The organism is Bradyrhizobium sp. HKCCYLR20261, from assembly GCF_051168435.1.
Lineage (GTDB): Bacteria > Pseudomonadota > Alphaproteobacteria > Rhizobiales > Xanthobacteraceae > Bradyrhizobium.
Genome location: NZ_JBNPUZ010000016.1, coordinates 68,817 through 90,424, shown reverse-complemented (window position 1 = coordinate 90,424; position 21,608 = coordinate 68,817). Strand labels below are relative to the sequence as shown.

22 protein-coding genes and 1 tRNA gene are annotated in these 21,608 nt (G+C 65.7%); 10 read left to right on the top strand and 13 right to left on the bottom strand.

The window, feature by feature from the left end:
• Window positions 1-45: 45 nt before the first annotated feature.
• From carB to ACQR1L_RS27950, 3 genes are all read right to left on the bottom strand, one after another.
• The gene (gene carB / locus ACQR1L_RS27960; RefSeq protein ID WP_434861141.1) at window positions 46-3,510 is read right to left on the bottom strand and encodes a carbamoyl-phosphate synthase large subunit; all 3,465 of its coding nucleotides are present in this window, start codon (window positions 3,508-3,510) and stop codon (window positions 46-48) included.
• 248 nt (window positions 3,511-3,758) lie between these two features.
• Window positions 3,759-3,835 (bottom strand) — tRNA-OTHER (locus tag ACQR1L_RS27955).
• Window positions 3,836-3,944: 109 nt separating this feature from the next.
• Entirely contained in the window at window positions 3,945-4,640 is a 696-nt protein-coding gene (locus ACQR1L_RS27950) for a class I SAM-dependent methyltransferase (protein WP_434861140.1), read from the bottom strand.
• 110 nt (window positions 4,641-4,750) lie between these two features.
• Here ACQR1L_RS27950 and ACQR1L_RS27945 point away from each other — a divergent pair, with 110 nt between their 5' ends.
• Window positions 4,751-5,278, top strand: a complete 528-nt coding sequence (locus tag ACQR1L_RS27945) for a Dps family protein (RefSeq protein WP_434861139.1) — start codon at window positions 4,751-4,753, stop codon at window positions 5,276-5,278.
• A 178-nt stretch (window positions 5,279-5,456) separates the two neighbouring features.
• On the opposite strand, the gene ACQR1L_RS27940 is transcribed toward ACQR1L_RS27945, so the two are convergent.
• Both ACQR1L_RS27940 and ACQR1L_RS27935 read right to left on the bottom strand, forming a co-directional pair.
• Complete coding sequence (locus ACQR1L_RS27940; protein ID WP_434861138.1) at window positions 5,457-5,909, bottom strand: DUF6691 family protein; 453 nt, start codon at window positions 5,907-5,909, stop codon at window positions 5,457-5,459.
• A 7-nt stretch (window positions 5,910-5,916) separates the two neighbouring features.
• Window positions 5,917-6,339 (bottom strand): YeeE/YedE family protein, encoded by a 423-nt coding sequence (locus ACQR1L_RS27935; protein ID WP_434861137.1) that lies wholly within the window; start codon window positions 6,337-6,339, stop codon window positions 5,917-5,919.
• Between the two features lie 88 nt (window positions 6,340-6,427).
• On the opposite strand from ACQR1L_RS27935, the gene ACQR1L_RS27930 reads away from it, so the two are divergent.
• The 3 genes from ACQR1L_RS27930 (at window position 6,428) to ACQR1L_RS27920 (ending at window position 9,689) form a co-directional block, all read left to right on the top strand.
• The gene (locus tag ACQR1L_RS27930; RefSeq protein WP_434861136.1) at window positions 6,428-6,769 is read left to right on the top strand and encodes an ArsR/SmtB family transcription factor; all 342 of its coding nucleotides are present in this window, start codon (window positions 6,428-6,430) and stop codon (window positions 6,767-6,769) included.
• Window positions 6,770-6,909: 140 nt separating this feature from the next.
• Entirely contained in the window at window positions 6,910-8,079 is a 1,170-nt protein-coding gene (locus tag ACQR1L_RS27925) for an ROK family transcriptional regulator (protein ID WP_434861135.1), read from the top strand.
• A 38-nt stretch (window positions 8,080-8,117) separates the two neighbouring features.
• Window positions 8,118-9,689 (top strand): ABC transporter substrate-binding protein, encoded by a 1,572-nt coding sequence (locus ACQR1L_RS27920; protein WP_434861134.1) that lies wholly within the window; start codon window positions 8,118-8,120, stop codon window positions 9,687-9,689.
• A gap of 11 nt (window positions 9,690-9,700) precedes the next feature.
• Here ACQR1L_RS27920 and ACQR1L_RS27915 read toward each other — a convergent pair whose 3' ends face one another.
• The gene (locus tag ACQR1L_RS27915; RefSeq protein WP_434861133.1) at window positions 9,701-10,192 is read right to left on the bottom strand and encodes a PaaI family thioesterase; all 492 of its coding nucleotides are present in this window, start codon (window positions 10,190-10,192) and stop codon (window positions 9,701-9,703) included.
• Window positions 10,193-10,338: 146 nt separating this feature from the next.
• Window positions 10,339-11,535: a glutamine-hydrolyzing carbamoyl-phosphate synthase small subunit gene (gene carA / locus ACQR1L_RS27910; protein ID WP_434861132.1), complete on the bottom strand. Its 1,197-nt coding sequence runs from the start codon at window positions 11,533-11,535 to the stop codon at window positions 10,339-10,341.
• A 192-nt stretch (window positions 11,536-11,727) separates the two neighbouring features.
• Here carA and ACQR1L_RS27905 point away from each other — a divergent pair, with 192 nt between their 5' ends.
• The 4 genes from ACQR1L_RS27905 (at window position 11,728) to ACQR1L_RS27890 (ending at window position 15,637) form a co-directional block, all read left to right on the top strand.
• A complete protein-coding gene (locus ACQR1L_RS27905; protein WP_434861131.1) occupies window positions 11,728-12,183 on the top strand; it encodes a GatB/YqeY domain-containing protein in 456 nt (151 codons plus the stop codon).
• A 285-nt stretch (window positions 12,184-12,468) separates the two neighbouring features.
• The gene (locus tag ACQR1L_RS27900) at window positions 12,469-14,076 is read left to right on the top strand and encodes an acyl-CoA synthetase (RefSeq protein ID WP_434861130.1); all 1,608 of its coding nucleotides are present in this window, start codon (window positions 12,469-12,471) and stop codon (window positions 14,074-14,076) included.
• Between the two features lie 346 nt (window positions 14,077-14,422).
• On the top strand, window positions 14,423-15,199 hold the full coding sequence (locus tag ACQR1L_RS27895; RefSeq protein WP_434861129.1) for a DUF2189 domain-containing protein: 777 nt from the start codon (window positions 14,423-14,425) through the stop codon (window positions 15,197-15,199).
• 15 nt (window positions 15,200-15,214) lie between these two features.
• Window positions 15,215-15,637 (top strand): hypothetical protein, encoded by a 423-nt coding sequence (locus ACQR1L_RS27890; protein ID WP_434861128.1) that lies wholly within the window; start codon window positions 15,215-15,217, stop codon window positions 15,635-15,637.
• Between the two features lie 7 nt (window positions 15,638-15,644).
• Here the strand turns inward: ACQR1L_RS27890 and ACQR1L_RS27885 are convergent, their stop codons facing one another.
• Window positions 15,645-16,181 (bottom strand): SRPBCC family protein, encoded by a 537-nt coding sequence (locus tag ACQR1L_RS27885; protein WP_434861127.1) that lies wholly within the window; start codon window positions 16,179-16,181, stop codon window positions 15,645-15,647.
• Window positions 16,174-16,488, bottom strand: a complete 315-nt coding sequence (locus ACQR1L_RS27880) for an ArsR/SmtB family transcription factor (protein WP_434861126.1) — start codon at window positions 16,486-16,488, stop codon at window positions 16,174-16,176. Before ACQR1L_RS27880 ends, ACQR1L_RS27885 begins: the two co-directional genes overlap by 8 nt.
• A gap of 129 nt (window positions 16,489-16,617) precedes the next feature.
• Between ACQR1L_RS27880 and ACQR1L_RS27875 the strand changes: the two genes are divergently transcribed.
• On the top strand, window positions 16,618-17,238 hold the full coding sequence (locus ACQR1L_RS27875; protein ID WP_434861125.1) for a LysE family translocator: 621 nt from the start codon (window positions 16,618-16,620) through the stop codon (window positions 17,236-17,238).
• 27 nt (window positions 17,239-17,265) lie between these two features.
• Here ACQR1L_RS27875 and ACQR1L_RS27870 read toward each other — a convergent pair whose 3' ends face one another.
• The 3 genes from ACQR1L_RS27870 to ACQR1L_RS27860 form a co-directional block, all read right to left on the bottom strand.
• Window positions 17,266-17,850 carry a Uma2 family endonuclease gene (locus ACQR1L_RS27870; protein ID WP_434861124.1) on the bottom strand — a complete coding sequence of 195 codons (585 nt, stop codon included), beginning with the start codon at window positions 17,848-17,850 and terminating at the stop codon, window positions 17,266-17,268.
• Between the two features lie 95 nt (window positions 17,851-17,945).
• Window positions 17,946-18,782, bottom strand: coding sequence for a PhzF family phenazine biosynthesis protein (locus tag ACQR1L_RS27865; protein ID WP_434861123.1), 837 nt, complete (start codon window positions 18,780-18,782; stop codon window positions 17,946-17,948).
• A gap of 25 nt (window positions 18,783-18,807) precedes the next feature.
• The gene (locus tag ACQR1L_RS27860) at window positions 18,808-18,951 is read right to left on the bottom strand and encodes a hypothetical protein (protein ID WP_434861122.1); all 144 of its coding nucleotides are present in this window, start codon (window positions 18,949-18,951) and stop codon (window positions 18,808-18,810) included.
• An 86-nt stretch (window positions 18,952-19,037) separates the two neighbouring features.
• Here ACQR1L_RS27860 and ACQR1L_RS27855 point away from each other — a divergent pair, with 86 nt between their 5' ends.
• Window positions 19,038-20,447 (top strand): PLP-dependent aminotransferase family protein, encoded by a 1,410-nt coding sequence (locus ACQR1L_RS27855; RefSeq protein WP_434861121.1) that lies wholly within the window; start codon window positions 19,038-19,040, stop codon window positions 20,445-20,447.
• A gap of 196 nt (window positions 20,448-20,643) precedes the next feature.
• On the opposite strand, the gene ACQR1L_RS27850 is transcribed toward ACQR1L_RS27855, so the two are convergent.
• Window positions 20,644-21,432 (bottom strand): N-formylglutamate amidohydrolase, encoded by a 789-nt coding sequence (locus ACQR1L_RS27850; protein WP_434861120.1) that lies wholly within the window; start codon window positions 21,430-21,432, stop codon window positions 20,644-20,646.
• Window positions 21,433-21,608: the final 176 nt, after the last annotated feature.

Here is a 21,608-nt window from a genome sequence, read left to right as displayed (position 1 = left end):
CAATGATCGCCAATCGCTTAGCGGGCTCTCGCCCGCGCCACGCGATTAGTTTTCGGAAAAATAACTCTGCAAGGTGCGGACCTCAAGGTCTCCCCCGAGATAGGCACGGATGCCTTGCGCAGCCGCCACGGCACCAGAAAGAGTGGTGTAATACGGCACTTTATGCAAGAGGGCAGCGCGCCGCAGCGAGCGGCTGTCGGCGAGCGCCTGCGGACCTTCGGTGGTGTTGAAGACCAGCTGGATGTCGCCGTTGGTGATGGCGTCCACGATGTGTGGCCGGCCTTCCAGCACCTTGTTGATCTTCTCCGTCGGCACGCCCTGATCGACCAGGAAGCGCTGGGTGCCCGAGGTGGCGACGACCTTGAATCCGTGCTCGTGCAGCATGCGGACGACCTCGGTGATCCGGCCCTTGTCGCTCTCCCGCACCGAGACGAACACCGTGCCCTTGCGCGGCACGCGGGTGCCGCCGCCGAGCTGGCTCTTGGCGAAGGCCACCGCGAAGGAGCGGTCGATTCCCATCACCTCGCCGGTCGAGCGCATCTCCGGGCCCAACACCGTGTCGACGCCGGGGAAGCGGGCGAACGGGAAGACCGATTCCTTGACGCCGACATGCTTCAGCGCGCGCTTCTTCAGGCCGAAATCGGCGAGCTTCTCGCCGGCCATGATTCGGGCCGCGATCTTGGCGACGGGTGTGCCGACCACCTTGGCGACGAACGGCACCGTGCGCGATGCGCGCGGATTGACTTCGAGCACGTAGATCGTGCCGTCCTTGATCGCATACTGGACGTTCATCAGGCCGACCACGTCGAGGCCGAGCGCCAGCTCGCGGGTCTGCCGCTCCAGCTCGGCGATGGTGGCTTCGTCCAGGGAGTGCGGCGGGAGCGAGCAGGCGGAGTCGCCGGAATGGATGCCGGCTTCCTCGATGTGCTCCATGATGCCGACGACGAAGGTGTCCTTGCCGTCGGAGAGGCAATCGACATCGACCTCTGTGGCGTCAGAGAGATAGCGGTCGAACAGCAGCGGGTTCTTGCCGAGCACCGTATTGATCTGGCCGGTCTTGTCGTTGGGGTAGCGCGCCTTGACGTCGGCCGGCACCAGCTCGGGCAGGGTGCCGAGCAGGTAGTCGCTGAGCTGGTTGTCCTCGCGGATGATCTGCATCGCCCGGCCGCCGAGCACGTAAGACGGACGCACCACCAACGGCAGGCCGAGATCCGCTGCGACGAGCCGCGCCTGCTCGACCGAATAGGCGATGCCGTTCTTCGGCTGCTTCAGATGCAGCTTGTCGAGGACGCGCTTGAACCGGTCGCGGTCCTCGGCCAGATCGATCGCCTCCGGCGAGGTGCCGAGGATCGGCACGTCGGCCGCTTCCAGCGCACGGGCCAGCTTCAGCGGCGTCTGGCCGCCGAATTGCACGATCACGCCATGCACGGTGCCGTTCTGCCGCTCGGTCGCGATGATCTCGAGCACGTCCTCGGCCGTCAGCGGCTCGAAGTACAGCCGGTCGGCGGTGTCGTAGTCGGTCGACACCGTCTCCGGATTGCAGTTGACCATGATGGTCTCGTAGCCAGCATCCGCCAGCGCGAAACAGGCATGGCAGCAGCAATAGTCGAACTCGATGCCCTGGCCGATCCGGTTCGGGCCGCCGCCGAGGATGATGACCTTCGTCCTGTCCGACGGCGCGCTCTCGTCGCCGAGCTGGCCGGCGAACGGCGTCTCGTAGCTCGAATACATGTAGGCGGTCGGCGAGGCGAACTCCGCCGCGCAAGTGTCGATGCGCTTGAACGCCGGACGGACGCCGAGCGCCTGCCGCTTGGCAGCAACATCGGCTTCGGTGGTGTTGGCCAGCACCGCGAGCCGGGCGTCGGAGAAGCCCATGGCCTTCAGCGTGCGCATGCCCACGGCGTTCGGCGGCAGGCCATGACGGCGGACCTTGTCCTCCATCTCGACGATGCCGCGCATCTGCGCCAGGAACCAGGGATCGATCTTGCAGGAGTTGAAGATCTCCTCGTCCGACCAGCCGAGGCGCATGGCCTGCGCGACCTGCAGGATGCGGTTCGGCGTCGGCGTGCCCAGGGCGGCGCGAATGGCGTTCTTGTCGTCGCCGCGGCCGAGGCCCTCGATGTCGATCTCGTCGAGGCCGGTGAGCCCGGTCTCCAGGCCGCGCAGCGCCTTCTGCAGGCTTTCCTGGAAGGTGCGGCCGATCGCCATGACTTCGCCGACCGATTTCATCGAGGTCGTCAGCGTGGTCGAGGCACCCGGGAATTTCTCGAAGGCGAAGCGCGGAATCTTGGTGACGACGTAGTCGATGGTCGGCTCGAACGAGGCCGGCGTCGCGCCGCCGGTGATGTCGTTGGCGATCTCGTCGAGCGTGTAGCCGACCGCGAGCTTGGCCGCGACCTTGGCGATCGGGAAGCCCGTGGCTTTCGACGCCAGCGCCGAGGAGCGCGACACGCGCGGATTCATCTCGATCACGACCATGCGGCCGTCGGCCGGATTGACGCCGAACTGCACGTTGGAGCCGCCGGTCTCGACGCCGATCTCGCGCAGCACCGCCAGCGAGGCGTCGCGCATGATCTGGTATTCCTTGTCGGTCAGCGTCAGCGCCGGCGCGACGGTGATGGAATCGCCGGTGTGCACGCCCATCGGATCGAGGTTCTCGATCGAGCAGACGATGATGCAGTTGTCCTTTTTGTCGCGGACGACCTCCATCTCGTACTCCTTCCACCCGAGCACCGATTCTTCGATCAGCACTTCGTTGGTGGGGGAGGCGTCGAGACCACGCTCGATGATGTCGAGGAATTCTTCCTTGTTGTAGGCAATGCCGCCGCCGGTGCCGCCCATGGTGAAGGACGGGCGGATGATCGCGGGCAGGCCGATCTCGGACAGCGCCATCAGCGCCTCGCCAAGCGCATATTCCTGGTAGCGCTTGCGGCGGTCGTTTTCGCCAAGCGTCCATTGCCGGTCGAGTTCGTCGCGCGCGGCGCCGGTGAGCTTCTCGCGCTCGGCGAGGTATTTGTCGCGATACTGCTTCTTCAGCGCGGAGGCGTTGGCGAGACGCGACTTCGGCGTCTGCAGCCCGATCTTCTCCATCGCGTTGCGGAACAGCTGGCGGTCCTCGGCCTTGTCGATCGCGTCAGCGGTGGCGCCGATCATTTCGACGTCGAACTTCTCCAGCGTGCCCTGCCGGCGCAGCGACAGCGCGCAGTTCAGCGCGGTCTGGCCGCCCATGGTCGGCAGCAGCGCGAAGCCGCCGGGGATGACATGGCGTTCCTTCTCGATGATCTTGGCGACGATCTCGGGCGTGATCGGCTCGATATAGGTCGCGTCCGCCAATTCCGGATCGGTCATGATCGTGGCCGGATTGGAATTGACGAGGACGACGCGATAGCCCTCCTCCTTGAGCGCCTTCACCGCCTGCGTACCGGAATAGTCGAATTCGCAGGCCTGGCCGATCACGATCGGACCGGCGCCAATGATCAGGATGGTCGAGATGTCGGTTCGTTTCGGCATTCAAGCTCACGGGCAAGAAACGGCAGAGATTTGGGCACAAAAAAAGGGCGCGCGTGCCGCGCGTCCCCCACAGGCCCAGGGAAGGCCAAGGCGCGACCGGTGCTCGCGCGCGAGCGGTCTTTAGACCAGTTTCCTCTGAGCGAAAAGGGTTTTGGGCCGAAATCAACGGCCAAATTGGCGAGGGCAGGGCGCAAGGACGGCCGATCTTGGCTGGCTTGCCGAGCCGAAGCTGCAAAAGCAGCGAAGGCTGGAGGCCCGGCCTGGACTTGAACCAGGTTCAAGAGCGTTGCACCGCTCTTCGCGTCGTAGCTTCCGCCACCGGGCCGAGAACGATCTTACCTTTCACGGGGCCGTGAGCCAGCCCGTGTTTCAGTTAACCCTAACCCTGTTGCAGGATGTGGCGAGATGAAGGCGGCCGAAGATCAGCCTGCGGTTCAAGTCGCGGGTCTCGCGACGAAGGTCATGCGCCAGGGATTGTGGCCAATGTTCTTGGGTGCCCGGACCGCGCTGAAGCCGGCCGTCTTGAGCCGGGCCAGCATATCGGCCTCGCTGTAGCGCTGCAGGCCGACCTTGGTCCGCAGCTGCCGGTAGTCGGACAGGGCGGTCGCCACCAGGCCCACCAGGGCATCCTTCAGGAAGCCATCGCGGGCGGCGAAGCGTAAGAGGGCCAGCACGTCCCGCCCCATGCCGACCTCGGGCCGCAGGATGTCGCCGAGCACGAATTGTCCCGACGGCTTCAGCAGCCGGCGGATCACCGCCAATGCGGCAGCGAATTCGGTCTCGCTCATGTACTGCGCCACTGAATTCATGACGACGAGGTCGATCGAGGCTTCCTGCATGTTGCGCAGCTCGTCGAGCGAGCGGACGCGGATCTTGGTGTTGGGCGCGAAGCGCGCGATCAGTCGGCCGCGTACGCCTGGTGCCGGCTCGGCCAGGATCAGGGTCATGCAGGCATCGGCGACCTTGGCCGCCGACAGGGCCTCGCCGCAGGAATAGTCGAGCACGACGGCATCGGGCGAAGGGATGTAGCCGACGATATCGCGCGCGATCGTCTCGAAGTGCAGGTCGCGGTGCAGCTTGCTCGCATAGATCGTGTGCGTGGAATCGTAGTAATCGATCCAATCGTCCATGGCGGGTTCCGGCAAACACACAGTTCCTTGATCGGAACCGGAGGGGTCAGCGAGCGTTAACGGGTCCGATTACCCGTGTCCATCGCTGCTTCTAACAGGAAGGTTAGGCCGTGAGTAAAGCAAAGACCGATAAGACTGCCCCCGAGCTCGATACCCCGACCGATCTGTCGCCGGACGCCGTGAACAAGATCTCGACCGCTCTGAACACGCTCCTGGCAGACGCCTTTGCCCTCTATCTGAAGACCAAGAACTTCCATTGGCACGTCAGTGGACGGCATTTTCATGACTATCATGAGATGCTCGACCAGCAGTCGGATGCGATCTTTGCCACCACGGACCAGCTGGCGGAGCGCGTGCGCAAGATTGGCGGCACCACGATCAAATCGATCAGCCAGATCAGCAAGCTGCAGACCATCAAGGATAACAACGAAGAGTATGTGCCGCCGCGCGAGATGCTGCGGGAGTTGATGGAAGACAACAAGCACATCGCGGCCGCGATGCGTAAAGCGCACGAGGTGTGCGACGACAATGACGATCCGGCGACCGCCGGCCTGCTCGAAAACTTCATTGACGAGACCGAGCGCCGCACTTGGTTCCTGTTCGAGGCCAGCCGCCAGGAAGGCAGCAACGCGGCGTGAGCCGATCGCGCGATGCCATTTGAGGGACGTGCCGCGATGACGTGGCGCGTCCCTTATGTGTTGTGGCATCGAGCAAGTGGGGAGGCAGAGCGGCGCATGTCCGGTGCGCCGGGAGTGCGTGCTCAAAGCGCGTTGAGCGGTACGAGTGCAAGCGGCGCCTCTGTCGGGGGCAGCTGGCTCATTCTGCAAGAGCGGCGGAGAGCTGCGGCCGGCGGTTCGCAAGCATGCGTGCGGCTGCCATGCCGATGAACATGGCGACCACGAACAGCGCGATCGCGGGCGAGCCGTAGCCGAGCGCGACGAAGGCCGGACCCGGACAAATCCCGGCCAGTCCCCAGCCGATGCCGAAGATGGCGGGCCCGGTCGCGATCCGCCAGTCCAGGGTCTGCGAGGGCGGCAGATGAAAGCGGTCGTCGAGAACGGGGCGTTGACGCCGCAGCACCAGCCGGAAGCCGACGAAGGTGACGCCGACCGCGCCGGCCATCACCAGCATCAGGCTGGGGTCCCAACCGCCGGAGCGGATCGCTGCGAGATCCAGGAAGCTCAGCACCTTCTCCGGATTGGACATGCCGGAGAGCAGCAGTCCGAGTCCGAAGACGAGGCCGACGATGAACTGAGCAAAAATGGCCATGACCGCCTCACATCACGTGGCGCACGAGAAAGGTGGTCGCGACGGCCGTCGCCATGAACACCAGCGTCGCGACCATCGAGCGCGGCGACAGGCTGGCGATGCCGCAGACGCCGTGACCCGAGGTGCAGCCGTTGCCCCACACCGCACCGAACCCGACCAGCAGTCCCGCTGCCGCCAGGGCCAACGGGCCGACCGAGAGGATCAACGGCGGCAGGCTGCCCGTGGTGAGTCGGACCGCCAGCGTCGCGGCGACGAGGCCGGCCACGAATGCGAACCGGCCGGCGAGCGCGCCGTCCCATGGCGGCAGCAGCCGGGCGGCAATGCCGCTGACGCCGGCGATCCGACCGGTCAGGCCCATCATCATCACGGCGGCGATCCCGATCAGCGCGCCGCCCGCGAGTGCGGTGAAGATTGTCGTCCCGCTGATCATGCTGCTTGGTTGTCTCCGGCGAAGTACGCGTTGCAATCCAATATCATGTGCAATATTTCCTATATGCGAAAATAAGGAAGTAACAATCATGACAGCGCGGGTCGCACGGAAAGCCAAGGCTCCCTCGATGGCCGCCTCCGTAGCCGCAGGTCTCGAGGACAAGGCGGAGGAGGCCGCGCGCCTGCTGTCGGCCATGGCCAACCCGAAGCGGCTCATGGTGCTGTGCAACCTGATCGACGGCGAGCGCGCGGTCGGTGAGCTGGCCGAGCAGGTCGGCCTCCGGCAGGCCGCGCTGTCGCAGCACCTGGCGATAATGCGCGCGCTGGATCTGGTCGCCACGCGCCGCGAGGGCCAGACCATTTATTACCGGCTGGCGAGCCACGAGGTTCGCGCGATCCTGAAGACGCTCTACGGGCTTTACTGCGCCTGATCCAAGGCCCTGAGGTTTGGTCATCGGGCCGGGATCGCTGCCGCGCGCCGATATCCGCTCGGGCCGGGCGCGGCAATTGACACCCTCGGGCGGGCTGGCTAGCATTCTTACAATAAGTAAGAATGAGGCTGGAGGAGAACGTGCGGCTCATTCGCAGTCGGCACGATACGAGATCTGCAATCCTTGGATACCTCTGGTGCTCGGGCGGTTCGTTCCGTCCCGACCTCGCCGAGGGCGTGGCGCTCACCGAGGCCTCCATCTCGCGTATCATCAGCGAGCTGAAGGCCGAGGGCGTCATCGAGGAGACGCGGCGCGCGGCGCCGTATCGTGGCGGCCCGAGTCAGTTCATCACCTTGAGCCGCGAGATCGCCGTCGCAGCCATCGAGATCTCCAACAACCGGCTCTATTCCGCGGTGGGAACGCTGGCCGGCGAGACGCTGTCTTCGGAGCACTACGATCTGGCGGACGGACTCGGCGCCGCCCAGGTCGAGGCGACGGTGACCCGCGCGGTCCGCGATCTCGCGGCCTGGGCCATGCGGCGCGGCATCACGCTCGAGCAGTTGGCCATGTCGATCCCGGGCTATGACCCCGATCTGCGGGCGAGCCCGATCGTTGCTGTTGATGTCGACAAGCTCGATGCGCTCTGTCAGCGGGAGATGCCGCAGACGCCGCTGCGCATGACCAATTCGATGGTGGCCCGCGCCGTCGCTCACCGCCTGCAGATGGGGACGGGCGTTCTCGGCGGATCCTATTTCTTCGTCTTCGTCGGCCATGGCGTCGGCGCGGCGATCGTCGACGAGCTTGCCGAAAGCGGCGATGTCGAGACCTGCGAGATCGGCCATGTGGTGGTCGACCCCGGCGGTGGCCCATGCCGGTGCGGGCATGTGGGCTGTCTGGAGACCTTGGTATCGACGGTTGCCCTCGCGGATATTCTCAATGTCGAGGAAAGCGATTTGCTGGGGCGCGGCGACCGCTGGCCGGATGACTTCCGCATCTCCAAAACGGCCCGCGCGGATATCAAGACGCGCTTGGACCGGCTCGGCCTTGCGATCGGCAACGCTCTCAATCTTACCCGCCAGAGCAACGTCGTCATCGCGGGATGGCCGAGCGCTCTGCCTGCGGAAGAGCGCAACGCCGTGCTGGACGCCATCGGCCGGTCACGGCTCGGCGGCGTGCAGGGCATCGCGCTCACCTTCTCCGATGCGAGCCTCGGGCGCGAGCCGAGGTCAGGACTGGCGCTCGCCGCCTTCTCGTTCATCCGGCGCAGCGGCGAGCGACGTGCGCAAGGCAAGCAACTGATTTCGAGCTGACACGTCGGCATTCACGTCCGACGAGCATGGAGGGAATGATGAAGTTACGTCAAATCGTGGCGGGTGTTCTGGTCTGTCTGGCGGCCACGCTGCCCGCGACGGGCGCGCGCGCCGAGACCGTGCTGAAGGTGAAGCCGTCGGGAGATCTCAAGGTTCTGGACCCGACCATCGCCGCGGATTCGATCGCGCGCAATTTCGGCTACATGATCTACGACACGCTGTTCACGGTGGACGACAAGCTGCAGGTCAAGCCGCAGATGGTGGACAGTTGGACGACCTCTGCGGACCGCAAGGTATGGACCTTCAAGCTGCGCGACGGCTTGAAGTTCGGCGACGGCGCGAGCGTGACGTCGGAGGACGTGGTGGCCTCGCTGAAGCGCTGGAGCCAGGCCGATGCGATGGGCCAGATGCTCAATGCCCATGGCGCGGCGTGGGAGGCTGTCGACGCCAGGAGCTTCACGCTGACGCTGAAGGAGCCCTGGGGTTTCGTGCTCGATGCGCTCGCCAAGCCGGGCGCGCCGGTGCCCTTCATCGTCCCCGCCAGGATCATCGCCGGCACCGCTGCGGGACAGCCGCTCGCGGACCAGACCGGCTCGGGCCCCTTCATCTTCAAGAAGGATGAATGGGTGCCGGGCTCGAAGCTCGTCTTCGTCAAGAACCCGCACTATGTGCCGCGGGCCGAGCCGCCGTCGGGCCTCGCGGGCGGCAAGGTGGTCAAGGTCGACCGCGTCGAATGGTTGATCATTCCTGACCAGCAGACCGCGCTCGACGCGCTGAAAAAGGGCGAACTGGATATTGCCGAGGACATTCCGGCCGATCTCGTCCCGGTGGCGAAGGCCGGCAAGAATGTGGTCGTCTCCAACCAGGATGAGATCGGCGTGGCGCAGCAGATCCGCCTGAACGCGATCCAGCCGCCCTTCGACAATCCCGCCATCCGCCGGGCCGCGCTGCTCGCGGTCAATCCGCAGGACTACATCGAGGCCTGGGGCGGCGGCGAGGGCGGCGCCATCCAGGCCTGCAAGTCGTTCTACATCTGCGCCTCGCCATACTACACGGAGGCGGGCTTCCCGTCCTTCGACCTGAAGAAGGCCAAGACGCTGCTGCGCGAGAGCGGCTATGACGGCACGCCGGTCGTGATCCTCGACGCCTCCGAGAACGCGCAGATCCATCCCGCGAGCCTGGTCGCCGAGCAGCAGCTCAAGGCCGCCGGCTTCAAGGTCGACGTGCAGGCGATGGACTGGGCGACGGTCGTGAGCCGCCGCACCAAGAAGGAGCCGGTCGGGCAAGGCGGCTGGTCGATCTTCATCTCCGGCCCCGGCGGCCTCGACATGATGCTGCCGATCAGCCATCTCGGCCTGCGCTCGAACTGCGACAAGGCCTGGTTCGGTTGGCCGTGCGATGCCGAGATCGAGAAGCTGCGCGCCGCGTTCGGCGACTCCGCCGACACGGCCGAGCGCAAGACGCTGGCCGAACAGATCCAGCTGCGCGCCGTGCAGACCGTGCCCTACATCCCGATCGCTGTGGCCTATCAGTTCCGTGCCGCACGCGCGGAGCTGACGGGTCTGCTCAATCCGCCGGCGCCGGTGTACTGGAGCGTCTCGCGCAAGTGAGGCGGCGCGGGCTAGCCCTTGGGCAGCTCGAACACCAGGCAGGTGGTGGTCGCATGCGCGAGCAGCCGCCCCTGTGAATCGGTGATCCGCGCTTCGGCCGTCGCGGCACGGCGGCCGAAGGACAGCGTCGTGCCTTCGGTGCGTACGGCGCCCGTCGCCTCGGTCATCGCCTTGACGAAGGAAATCTTGAACTCAAGCGTCGTATAGCCGCTGCCCTGCGGACACCGCGTATGGACGGCAAGTCCCATCGCCGAGTCCAGGAGGATCGCGGCATAACCGCCGTGGACGGAGCCGATCGGATTGTAGTGCCGCAAGCCCGGCACGCTATGCATCACGACGTGGCCGGGCTCCGCCGTGCAGTCGAACGGCATGACGCCCTGCATGATCGGCGGCTGCGGCAAGGTGCCTGCGAAGATGCCGCGCACGAAATCCAATCCAGGCATCGAGGCCAGCACCGACACCGGTACCACGCCGTAATCATCACGTCCGACCGTCTCGCCCATCTCTGCTGCTCTCCATTGGATGAGGATCATCATATAAAGAAAGCGGCGACGGCGCGAGCGCAAAGCTGCGGCGGCGTCATCACGAAACCGGATGCAAAAATGCCCGGGAGCGACCCGGGCATTCGATTGTCGTCAGCGGCTCGGCCTTACGCCGCGCTGCGCTTCTTCTCGCGCATCAGCTCGGCGAAGCGCTGGAACAGATAGTGCGAGTCCTGCGGCCCGGGCGAGGCCTCCGGGTGATACTGCACCGAGAACACCGGCTTGCCGTCCAGCGCGATGCCACAGTTCGAGCCGTCGAACAGCGAGATATGGGTCTGCGTCGCGCCGGCCGGCAGCGTGTCCTGGTCGACCGCGAAACCGTGGTTCATCGAGGTGATCTCGACCTTGCCGGTGGTCTCGTCCTTGACCGGATGATTGGCGCCGTGATGGCCCTGGTGCATCTTCTTGGTCTTGGCGCCGACCGCGAGGCCGAGCATCTGATGACCCAGGCAGATACCGAAGGTCGGCGTGCCCGAGGCGATCACCTGCTGGATGACCGGCACGGCGTATTTGCCTGTCGCCGCGGGGTCGCCGGGACCGTTGGACAGGAACACGCCGTCCGGCTTCATCGCCATGATGTCCTCGGCCGAGGTGGTGGCTGGCACCACTGTCACCTTGCAGCCGACGCCGGCGAGCAGGCGGAGGATGTTGCGCTTGATGCCGTAGTCGATCGCGACGACGTTGAACTCCGGTTGGGTCTGCTGGCCGAAGCCTTCGTTCCACACCCAGGGCGTCTCGTCCCAACTGAAGCGCTGCGCCGAGGTGACCATCGGCACGAGGTCCATGCCCTCGAGCCCCGGCCACTCCCGCGCTTCCTTCTTCAGGGCGTCGAGGTCGAATTTGCCGTCCTTCGCATGGGCGATGACCGCATTCGGCATACCCTTGGAGCGGATCAGCGCCGTCAAGGCGCGGGTGTCGATGCCCGACAGGCCGATGATGCCGCGGGCGCGCAGCCACTGGTCGAGATGGCGTGTCGCGCGGTAGTTCGAGGGATCGGTAATGGCGGTGCGCAGGATCACGCCGCGCGCGCCTGGCGTCGCCGCCATGTTCACCGTCTCGATATCCTCGTCGTTGGTGCCGACATTGCCGATATGCGGGAAGGTGAAGGTGATGAGCTGGCCGGCGTAGGACGGATCCGTCAGGATCTCCTCGTAGCCGGTCATTGCGGTGTTGAAGCAGACCTCGCCCACAGCGTGGCCTTCGGCGCCGAGGCCGTAGCCTTCCAGCACCGTTCCATCGGCGAGCACGAGGAGCGCGGTCGGTTTATGGTCCGGCCAGGCGGCGTCAGTATCGATGTGTGTCATGAGGCCCCTACATAGTGGGGCGCGGGCCCGGCGTCAAAGCGGGAAGCGGCCGATTCACACGCGATTTAGGTCAATTTGCGCGGAGAATGGCCCGGTTTCCGTCCCGCAGGCCAGAACGGATGCGGAACCGAGTTGTTTCGGGAGAACGAACCGCCTAGACCAGCCGGCAACCGAATTCGAGAGGGTGAGAGCATGCTGCGCGACGACATCAACAACGCGGTCAAGGAGGCGATGAAGGCCAAGGACGAGCGCAAGCTCTCCACCCTTCGCATGGTCAACTCGACCCTGAAGAACGCCGATATCGCCGCGCGCGGCGAGGGCAAGCCGCCGCTCACCGACGCCGACGTGCTCGCGGTGCTGCAGAAGATGATCAAGCAGCGCCAGGAATCGGTCGAGCTGTACGAAAAGGGCGGCCGCGCCGAGCTCGCCGCCGGCGAGCGCGAGGAGATCGCGGTCATCTCGGCCTATCTGCCGAAGCAGATGAGCGACGACGAGGTGAAGTCGGCCATCTCGGCCGCGGTGGCCGAGACCGGTGCCGCGGGCATGAAGGACATGGGCAAGGTGATCGCGGTGCTGAAGGCGAAGTACACGGGACAGATGGATTTTGCCAAGGCGAGCGGCCTGGTGAAGGCCGCGCTGACGGGCTGAGCCCGTTGCCAGCTGCTAATCGACAGGCGACCCGCACGGGCGGTGCGCTCCCTCTCCCCGTTCTTCACGGGGCCGCGACGAGCTTCGCTCGCGCTGAGAGGGTTGGGGTGAGGGGCAGCCACGCGCACCGACCGTGCGGAGAGCCCCCTCACCCGGATTGCATCTGACGATGCAATCCGACCTCTCCCCGCACGCGGGGCGAGGTTGAGGACCGAGCAAGCGTCCGGGCATTCGCCACCTCGTGGGTACGCTTGAACCAACAACCGAGAGGGAAACGCCTCCGCCATGCTCCAGGAAACGTCCGACTACGACCAGCTCTACCGCGACTTCCGCTGGGACATCCCGGCGCAGTTCAACATTGCCGTCGCGACCTGTGATCGCCACGCCGACGGCTCAGGCCGCCTCGCGCTGATCGTCGTCGAGGAGGACGGCGCTGCGCGCCGCGTGTCTTTCGACGAGCTGCGTGACGCCTCCTGCCGCTTCGCCAACGTGCTGAAGGCCGACGGCCTCGCGCAGGGCGATCGCGTCGCGGTGTTCCTGTCGCAATCCCTCGAACTGCCGATCGTCCATCTCGCTGCCTTCCGCGCCGGCCTCGTCTCGGTGCCGCTGTTCACGCTGTTCGGCGAGGACGCGCTGCAATTCCGGCTGCAGAACTCCGGCGCCAAGGTCGTGGTGACCGACGCCACGGGCCTTGCCAAGCTGGCGCGCATTCGCGACCAGTTGCCGGAGCTCAAGACGATCTATGTCATCGACGGCGAGGCGAGCGGCGCCCGGCCGTTCTGGCCGACGCTGGAGCGCGCCTCCGCCCAGTTTCCGACGGTCGCGACGTCGAGCGACGATCCGGCGATCATCATCTACACCTCGGGCACCACAGGAAATCCCAAGGGCGCGCTGCACGCGCATCGCGTGCTGCTCGGCCATCTGCCGAATGTCGAGATGGTGCACGGCTTTCTGCCGAAGCCCGGCGACGTGATGTGGACGCCGGCGGACTGGGCCTGGATCGGCGGGCTGTTCGATGCGCTGTTTCCGGCCTGGTATCACGCGGTGCCCGTCGTTGGCTATCGTGCGAAAAAGTTCGTGCCGCAGGCGGCGATGCAACTGATGGCGGACTATCAAATCCGCAACGTGTTCCTGCCGCCGACTGCGCTGAAGCTGATGCGCCAGGCGAACGTCAAGCATGACGGCGTCAAGCTGCGCAGCATCCTGACCGGCGGCGAGTCGCTTGGCGCCGAGCTGCTCGACTGGGTGCGCGCGACCTTCGGCATCGACGCGCATGAGATCTACGGCCAGACCGAGTGCAATCTCGTCGTCGGCAACAATGCGAAGCTGTTTCCGATCCGGCCGGGCTCGATGGGCAAGGCGACACCGGGCTTCGAGGTGCTGATCGTGAACGACAAGGGCGAAGAGCTGCCGCGGGGGACGCGCGGCATCATCGGCGTGCGCCAGCCCAATCCCTGCACCATGATCGAATATTGGCGCAATCCCGAGGCGACGCAGAAGAAGTTCGCCGGCGACGTGCTGCTGACCGGCGATCTCGGCACCCAGGATGAGGACGGCTATTTCTGGTATGCGAGCCGCGAGGACGACGTCATCACCTCCGCCGGCTACCGCATCGGCCCCTCGGAGATCGAGGACACGCTGCTCAAGCATCCCGCGGTGGCGTTGGCTGCCGTGGTTGGCATTCCCGATCCCGTGCGCACCGAGGCGGTCAAGGCGTGGATCGTGCTGCGGCCCGGCTTCGTTGCGAATGACACGCTGTCGCGGGAGATCCAGGACTTCGTCAAGGTGAAGCTCGCCGCGCATGAATATCCGCGGCATGTGGAGTTCACCGACAGCCTGCCCATGACGGCCACGGGCAAGGTGCTGCGGCGAGAATTGAGGGCGCGCGGGTAGGGACGCTTTTGTTTGAGGCACGATCGTGCGGCTTGCGACCTTCCCCGTCAGGGCGAAGCGAAGCATTGCTAGAGCGGGGAGAGGTCGCATTGCATCGCCAGATGCAAGCCGGGTGAGGGGATACAGGTCTAATCACGGATACTTCTCGTGCGGCCGCCCCTCACCCCACCCCTCTCCCCGCAAGTGCGGGGCGAGGGAGCCGACCGTCTGGTCGGCGAGAGCCTTCATCTCGCGACAGGCAGGGCATGAGATCACTCCCTTCACCTCTGCCCACAAGTTGAAATTGAAATCCCCGCCCTCCCGCTGTTAGCATCCCTGCAACAAGAACATGCAGGAGGGACCGCCGATGACCGCATCCGTCTCGGGACGTGCCGACCCCGTGGTGCGCCGCATCACCACGGCCGATATTGCCGAGGCCTTGACGCAAGGCCTGCGCGATTTCCAGGCGCAGCCGCTGTTCGGGCTCGCCTTCGGCCTGATCTACGTGCTCGGCGGCATCAGCATCGTGCTGTGCGCGACGGCCTTCGGCATGGTCTATCTGGCCTATCCGCTGGCCGCGGGTTTTGCGCTGATCGGCCCGTTTGTCGCCATCGGTCTCTATGAGGTCAGCCGCCGCCGCGAACTCGGACAGCCGATCTCCTATGGCGCGATCCTGCGTACCGTCACCTCGCGCGGCGAGATCGGCTGGATGGCGTTCGTCACCTTGTTCTTCTTCGTCATCTGGATGTACCAGGTGCGGCTGCTGATCGCGCTGCTGCTTGGGCTCAATGCCTCGTTCTCCAGCATCAGGGAATTCATGACCGTCGTGCTGACCACCAACGAGGGCCTGCTGTTCCTCGCGATCGGCAATCTCGACGGTGCGGCGCTGTCACTGGTGCTGTTCTCGCTCACCGTGGTGTCGTTCCCGCTGCTGCTGGATCGCGATGTCGACTTCGTCACTGCGATGATCACCAGCGTGCGCGCAGTCGTCGCCAGTCCCGGGCCGATGATCGGCTGGGCATGCGTCATCACCGTGCTGCTGATCGTCTCGGCCTTGCCGTACTTCCTCGGCCTGCTCGTCACTGTGCCGGTGCTAGGCCATTCGACGTGGCATCTCTATCGGCGGATCGTCGCGCCAAGCTGAGCAGCGAGAACGATGATGCCCGACAACATCGCCCTGTTCGCCACCATCATCCTGCTGCTGCCGATGTTCTATCTGCTGCTGGCAGCGCCGGCCTTCCTGCTGGTGCGGCTGGATATCGTTCCGGTGACACGGCTGCTGCGCGGCATGTTCGATTCCTACTTCGTCGCGTTGGCGATCGCCGGCGGCATCGGCACGCTTGCGGTGCTGGCCGATGGGCGTCCCGGCCTGGCGCTCGGCATCGGCCTGATCGCCGGCTTCGCGCTGCTGTCGCGCCGCTGGTTCCTGAAGCAGATGGATGCGCGCATCCGTGACCGTGACGCCGGCGATGCGAAGGCCGTCCGCCGTCTGCGCTGGTTGCATTGGGGCGGCATGCTGAGCAACGCCGTGCAGGTCGGCGGCGTGCTCGCGTGCATTCCGCAGATCGCTGCGGTGTCCTAGCGGCGAGCTAGCCGGGCACCTGAATCCCCATCGCCTTGAGTGCAGCCAGCATGCGCGCCGGCGGCGACATCTTCACGGCGAGCGGCTGTCCGGTCTCGAGCAGGCTTTTCAGGCTCGACAGAATCGCCGGCCAGCCCGCGCGTCCGCCGGACAGGATGTCGTCCGACAACGGCCGCTCATGCGCTTCGGTCATGGTGAGCCGCACTGCGTCGCCGGCGGCTTCGATCTCATAGGTCACCAGCGTTCGTCCAAGCGCCTCGACGAGGCCCGGCCAGTTGACGTCCCAGGTGATGGTCAGAAGCTGCGGCGGCTCGCAGGCGATCACCTTGCCGCTGATATGCTCCGAGCCGTCCGGCGCGCGCACGATGAACGCGCCGCCCTCGCGCAACTCTGCCTCGACGGCGAAGCCGAAGAAATAGTGACGGCTGAACTCGGCCGAGGTCAGCGCCTGCCAGACCTTCTCCGGACTTGCGGCGATGTAGATGGTGTAGACGGTCTCCGGCTTGAACTTGGAGATGTCGAGCGCGCGTCCCGGTTCAGTCATCGCCGTCCTCCAGTCGTTTTTTCAATTCGCCGAGCGCCACGAGCCTGGCGCGCTCGAATTTCCTGATCCAGCGCTCGCCGATCTGGTGAATCGGCACCGGATTGAGAAAGTGCAGCTTCTCGCGGCCGTGCCGGCGCGTAGTCACCAGATTGGCCGCTTCGAGGATCGCAAGGTGCTTGGTCACGGCCTGCCGCGTCATCGCGAGGCCATCGCACAGTTCGGCCAGCGTCTGCCCGTTGCGGGCATGGAGCCTGTCCAGCAGCGCCCGCCGCGATGCATCCGCCAGCGCCTTGAAGACTTCGTCCATGGACAGGAAAATATGCAACTAAAAGGTTGCATGTCAATCATCTTTTGCGCGTCTCTCGGAGCAGACCCCGCTTCCATCGGCAAACATGTCATGCATTAGTCGTGCTCCTCACTCGCACCGGGGCGCTTCATGTCATTGCAAGTCTATCTCGCCTTCATCGCCGCCTGCGTCGCGCTGGCGCTGCTGCCCGGACCCGTCGTGACGCTGTTGATCGCCAATGGGTTGCGTCATGGAACCCGTGCCGCACTGATCAATATTGCGGGCGTGCAGACCGGGCTTGCCATCGCAATCGGCGTCGTCGCGATGGGCCTGACGACGCTGATGGCCACCATGGGCTACTGGTTCGAATGGGTACGCCTGATCGGCGCCGCCTATCTGGTGTGGCTCGGCATCCAATTGATCCGCTCGCCGGTCGAAGGCATCGCCGAAGGCGAGGCGCCGCCTCCGCCGCCGCGCGGCGGCTTCTTCCTGCAGGGGCTGCTGGTGCTGCTGTCAAACCCGAAGGTGATGGTGTTCTTCGGCGCCTTCCTGCCGCAGTTCATGGACATGAGCCGGGATCACGTGCCGCAAGTGGCGCTGCTCGGCGTCACCTTCATGGTGGTCGCGGGCCTCACCGACGCCGTCTATGCGCTGCTCGCCGGCCGTGCCCGCAAGATGTTCTCGGCGAGGCGGACGCGCCTCGTCTCGCGCATCTCCGGCGGCTTCATGATCGGCGGCGGCCTGTGGCTCGCGTTGACGCGGGCGCGGTGAGGATGCAATCGAGGGCCGATGCTGCGCTTACTCGACGAGGCGCGGCTTCGGCCGGAAGTCCAGGCCGGCATAGACGTCGCGAAGCTCGAGCGAGACGTTCAGCTTCTTCAACTGAATGACCGCCTCGATCCCCTTGAGCACGACATCGGTCCAGGCGCCGTTTGCAGCGCGCGAATAGAGATGGACGTTGGGGCTGTCGGTATCGACGAACAGAATGTAGTCGAGGGAAGGCAAGGCCTGATATTCGGCCAGCTTGACCGTCACGTCGAAGCCGCCGGTCGTGGGCGACAGCACCTCGACCAGTAGCGCCGGCCGGTCCGCCACCAGCGAGTCCTCATCCGGCTTGCCGCAATCCACCCCCAGATCCGGCATGCGGCGGGTCGACGGCGACGTGATCACATAGGTGTCGCCCGTGAAGGTCTGGCACGGACCGCCCCTGGTCTGGGCGTGCAGGGCAGCCTTCAGGTTGACGACGATGGCATCGTGGCGACGGCCGGCGCCGGCCATCATCACCACTTCGCCGTCGACGAGCTCGTAGCGCTCGTCCTGTGTCGTCACCCAGGAAAAGAATTGCTCGGGCGTGACCGCGGCCGGATCGACCTTGATGTTCATGCACGTTCGCCTGTTTGGCCGAAGTATAGGCGACGCCTTCGGCGGGCGGAAGCAGCGGCGCCATGGCTGTGGTGCCGGTCCTGCCCTTCACGGGCCTATAGGCTGATCGAACCCTTCACCACCGGCGCGACGTCGCCGCCGATCCAGATGGTCTCGCCCTCCTGGGCGACGTGAACGCGGCCGGCGCGGCCGAGTGCGGTGCCCTGCGACGCGACATATTGCTTCGGAGCAATTCCGGCGCCGATCAGCCATTGCGCCAGACTTGCATTGAGGCTGCCCGTCACCGGGTCTTCGGCGCCGCTCCAGGTGAAGGCGCGGACTTCGTAGTCTGCATCGCGACCGTCCGTCGCTGTATCCCATGGCGCGACGACGCCGACCGGCTGCTGCGACAGCGCCAGCACGTTGAACTTGATGTTGAGCAGATCCTGGCGCGAGTCCATCAGCACGCCGATCCAGCCCGGGCCGTTGTCGGCCCACTGCACCGAGCGCATGGACTGAGCCTTGATGCCAAGCGCGGCGGCAATCCTGGCCGTGAGCTCGGCATCGACAGCGCCGGTCCGGCGCAGCGGCGGCGCCGCGAAGGCGAGCCGGTCGCCGTCACGCTTGATGCGCACGAGGCCCGCGCCGCATTCCTGCACCACGTGCTCCCCCTTCGGCCGACCGCCGAGCGCAAGCCACACATGCGCTGAGCCGAGCGTCGGATGGCCTGCAAAAGGCAGCTCGCGCTGCGGCGTGAAGATGCGCACGCGATAGTCAGCGCCTGGATCCTGGGCAGGCGACAGGAACGTCGTCTCCGACAAGTTGGTCCAGTTGGCGATCGCCTGCATCGTTGCGTCGTCGAGGCCGTCGGCCTCGGCGATCACCGCAAGCGGGTTGCCCTTGAAAGCAACCTTGGAGAACACGTCGACTTGGTGAAACGGAAGCGTCGGCATGGCTGTGTTCTCCCTGAATGCCGTGTCAGTCGCGCCAGAACGGCTTGTTGGCCTCTTCCTGAACCAAGGTCGGATCAAGCCCGCAGTCGCGCATCTGCTCGGCGTCGAGCATCGCGAGTTCGGAGCGCCAGAACAGGCGCTGCAGCCACAGTTGCGGGACCTGGAGCAAGTTGCTCTTTCCGTGGGCAACTTGCGGAGTTGCCCAACGCTGCGCCAGGGAATATGCCATGAGTCACCTATTGGTCTTCGATTGCGTTGTTCGAAGAGCAATCGCGCAGTACATATCTCGGTGCAATTGAAACATTGCTCTCGGTGCAATATAGCATGAATGCTTCGTATACGACCCTGGTGGACGACCTCGCCGAGGACATCGCGCAGGGCCGGCTGAAGGCCGGTGACCGGCTGCCGCCGCAGCGCCAGTTCGCCTATGAGCGGGGAATTGCCGCATCCACGGCAGCGCGCGTCTATGCCGAATTATTGCGCAGGGGCCTCGTGGTCGGCGAAGTCGGTCGCGGCACCTTCGTCGCTGGTGAGCCGGTCCCGGTCCCGCCGTCGCTGCGGCTGGAGGCGTTCGACGGACGCATCGATCTCGAGTTCAATTTTCCGACACTGCCCGATCAGGCGGCCCTGATCGCAAAATCGCTGGCCGCCTGGCAGCGGCCGGAGAAGCTAGCGCCGGTGCTGGCGCCGATCACCCAGCGCCGGCTCGTCGAGGCCGGCCGCACGGCCGCGGCCTTCTTTGCCGGGGAGCGCTGGCGGCCGCGCGCGGAGAACTTCGTGTTTGCCGGCAGCGGCCGGCAGTCGCTGGCGGCGGCGATCTCTGCGCTGGTGCCGGTCGGCGGCCGGCTCGGCGTCGAGGCCGTGACCTATCCGATGATCAAGGGCATCGCGGCGCGGCTCGGCGTCACGCTGGTGCCGCTCGCGATGGACGGCGAAGGCGTCCGCGGCGATGCGCTGACCAAGGCGCACCGCGCGCATGCGCTGAATGCGATCTACATCCAGCCGGTGATGCAGAACCCGCTCGGGCTGACCATGAGCGAGGCGCGGCGCGAGGAGATCGTTCGGCTCGTGCGCAAGCACGAGCTGATGATCATCGAGGATCTCGTCTACGGCTTTCTCAGCGATCAGGTGTCGCTGGCGGCGCAGGCCGAGGAGCGCGTCATCGTCGTCGACAGCCTCGCCAAGCGGCTCGCGCCGGGCATTGCGGTCGGCTTCCTCTATGTGCCCTCGGCGTTGCGCGAAAAGTTCGCCGCGACGGTGCGCACCGGCGCGTGGTCGGTGACCTCGCTCGCGTTGGCGGCGGGCATGGGCCTGCTCGCCGACGGCACCGCGGCCGAGATCACCCGGCGCAAGCGCGCCGATGCCGTCGTCCGCCAGGCGATCGTCGCCGAGTGCCTCGCTGGCCATCGCATCGACGCCGATCCGCGTTCCTATCACGTCTGGCTGCATCTGCCGGAAGGCTGGCGTGCCGAGGCCCTGACCGCGGCGGCGGCCCGCGCCGGCATCGCGATCACGCCGGCGAGCGCCTTCGCCATCGCGCATGGCCATTCACCCAACGCGGTGCGGCTGGCGCTGGGACTGCCGAGCCATGACGATCTGCGCACCGCGCTGTGGCGGCTCGCCGGCCTCTTGTCGCATCACGACGCATCCGACATGACGGAGTAGGGCTCCGGGCCTCATGGTTCGAGACGCGCGCCAAGCGGCGCGCTCCTCACCATGAGGGTTGAATCGCGCTGCGACAAAGCAACGCCACACATTCCGCCCTCGTCCTGAGGAGCCCGCCGGAGGCGGGCGTCTCGAAGGACGGTGGAGGGCAGGTGAGCTTCTCCAGGCAAATGTCGCCTGCGATGCTCCAAGCTCTTTATGCGAGCCCCCGGCCGCGCAGCTCGCTCTCGATCTCGCCGAGGATGCGGATCAGCCGCTCGGCCCAGAGCTTCTGCCCCTCGGGCTCGGCGATCTCGTTCTGCCGGATCTCGATGCCGGATGTGATGAGCCCACGGCCCTCGCCATGCACGGGAATGGTGTAGTCGGTGTTGTCGCCGACGGCATAAGGCTGGTTGTCGCCGACGACGAGGTCGGGCTCGGCCCGCAGCGCTTTCAGCAGCAATGGCGGCAGAACCTTGTCGTGCTGATACAGCGTGCCGATGTGCCATGGCCGCGCGATGCCCGCGTAGACCGGCGTGAAGCTGTGCAGCGAGACCAGGATCGTCGGCCGCCCCGCCGCCTTGCGCGCATCCAGCACGGCGGTGATGCGGTCATGATACGGATCGAAGATCGTGCGGCGCCGGAGCTCGGCGTCCTCATGCGTCAGGCCTTCATTGCCGGGGATCGTGGTGCGCTCGCTGATCATCGGGATCGCGTTGGGCGCCGTCGGCCAGCGGTTGCAGTCGATGACGAGCCGCGAATAGCGCTGCGCCACGAGATGCGCATCGAGCGCGCGCGAGACGGCCTCCGCGACGGCGGCGATGCCGATGTCCCAGGCGATGTGCCGCTCCAGCTCGCTTTCATCAAGTCCGAGATCGCCGAGCGCGCGCGGCAGCAGCCGGCCGTAATGATCGCAGGTGAACATGAGCGATGATGCGCCGTTGACGTTCTGCTCATAGACCGGCGGAACTTCATCGCTTTGAAGGAGTCGTTTTGGATCGGTCACGTGCAAGGCTCAGTCATGGTCACGTTCGTTGCTCATTCAGGCGGCATGACGAACGACGATTGAGCAGAGGTCAACCTGGATTGGTTCGTCGAAACCCGCGATGATGATTCGCTGACGATGCCGGTCCCAGTGGTCGATCACAAGGCCTGATATCGCCGAGCCTGTGCACAGGCGGA

What these genes read in the sequence shown, in the direction of transcription:
- carB (WP_434861141.1), bottom strand. Translation starts at nt 3,510, where the DNA reads ATGCCGAAACGAACCGACATCTCGACCATCCTGATCATTGGCGCCGGT.
- ACQR1L_RS27950 (WP_434861140.1), bottom strand. Translation starts at nt 4,640, where the DNA reads ATGGACGATTGGATCGATTACTACGATTCCACGCACACGATCTATGCG.
- ACQR1L_RS27940 (WP_434861138.1), bottom strand. Translation starts at nt 5,909, where the DNA reads ATGGCCATTTTTGCTCAGTTCATCGTCGGCCTCGTCTTCGGACTCGGA.
- ACQR1L_RS27935 (WP_434861137.1), bottom strand. Translation starts at nt 6,339, where the DNA reads ATGATCAGCGGGACGACAATCTTCACCGCACTCGCGGGCGGCGCGCTG.
- ACQR1L_RS27930 (WP_434861136.1), top strand. Translation starts at nt 6,428, where the DNA reads ATGACAGCGCGGGTCGCACGGAAAGCCAAGGCTCCCTCGATGGCCGCC.
- ACQR1L_RS27920 (WP_434861134.1), top strand. Translation starts at nt 8,118, where the DNA reads ATGAAGTTACGTCAAATCGTGGCGGGTGTTCTGGTCTGTCTGGCGGCC.
- ACQR1L_RS27915 (WP_434861133.1), bottom strand. Translation starts at nt 10,192, where the DNA reads ATGGGCGAGACGGTCGGACGTGATGATTACGGCGTGGTACCGGTGTCG.
- carA (WP_434861132.1), bottom strand. Translation starts at nt 11,535, where the DNA reads ATGACACACATCGATACTGACGCCGCCTGGCCGGACCATAAACCGACC.
- ACQR1L_RS27905 (WP_434861131.1), top strand. Translation starts at nt 11,728, where the DNA reads ATGCTGCGCGACGACATCAACAACGCGGTCAAGGAGGCGATGAAGGCC.
- ACQR1L_RS27900 (WP_434861130.1), top strand. Translation starts at nt 12,469, where the DNA reads ATGCTCCAGGAAACGTCCGACTACGACCAGCTCTACCGCGACTTCCGC.
- ACQR1L_RS27895 (WP_434861129.1), top strand. Translation starts at nt 14,423, where the DNA reads ATGACCGCATCCGTCTCGGGACGTGCCGACCCCGTGGTGCGCCGCATC.
- ACQR1L_RS27890 (WP_434861128.1), top strand. Translation starts at nt 15,215, where the DNA reads ATGCCCGACAACATCGCCCTGTTCGCCACCATCATCCTGCTGCTGCCG.
- ACQR1L_RS27885 (WP_434861127.1), bottom strand. Translation starts at nt 16,181, where the DNA reads ATGACTGAACCGGGACGCGCGCTCGACATCTCCAAGTTCAAGCCGGAG.
- ACQR1L_RS27880 (WP_434861126.1), bottom strand. Translation starts at nt 16,488, where the DNA reads ATGGACGAAGTCTTCAAGGCGCTGGCGGATGCATCGCGGCGGGCGCTG.
- ACQR1L_RS27875 (WP_434861125.1), top strand. Translation starts at nt 16,618, where the DNA reads ATGTCATTGCAAGTCTATCTCGCCTTCATCGCCGCCTGCGTCGCGCTG.
- ACQR1L_RS27870 (WP_434861124.1), bottom strand. Translation starts at nt 17,850, where the DNA reads ATGAACATCAAGGTCGATCCGGCCGCGGTCACGCCCGAGCAATTCTTT.
- ACQR1L_RS27865 (WP_434861123.1), bottom strand. Translation starts at nt 18,782, where the DNA reads ATGCCGACGCTTCCGTTTCACCAAGTCGACGTGTTCTCCAAGGTTGCT.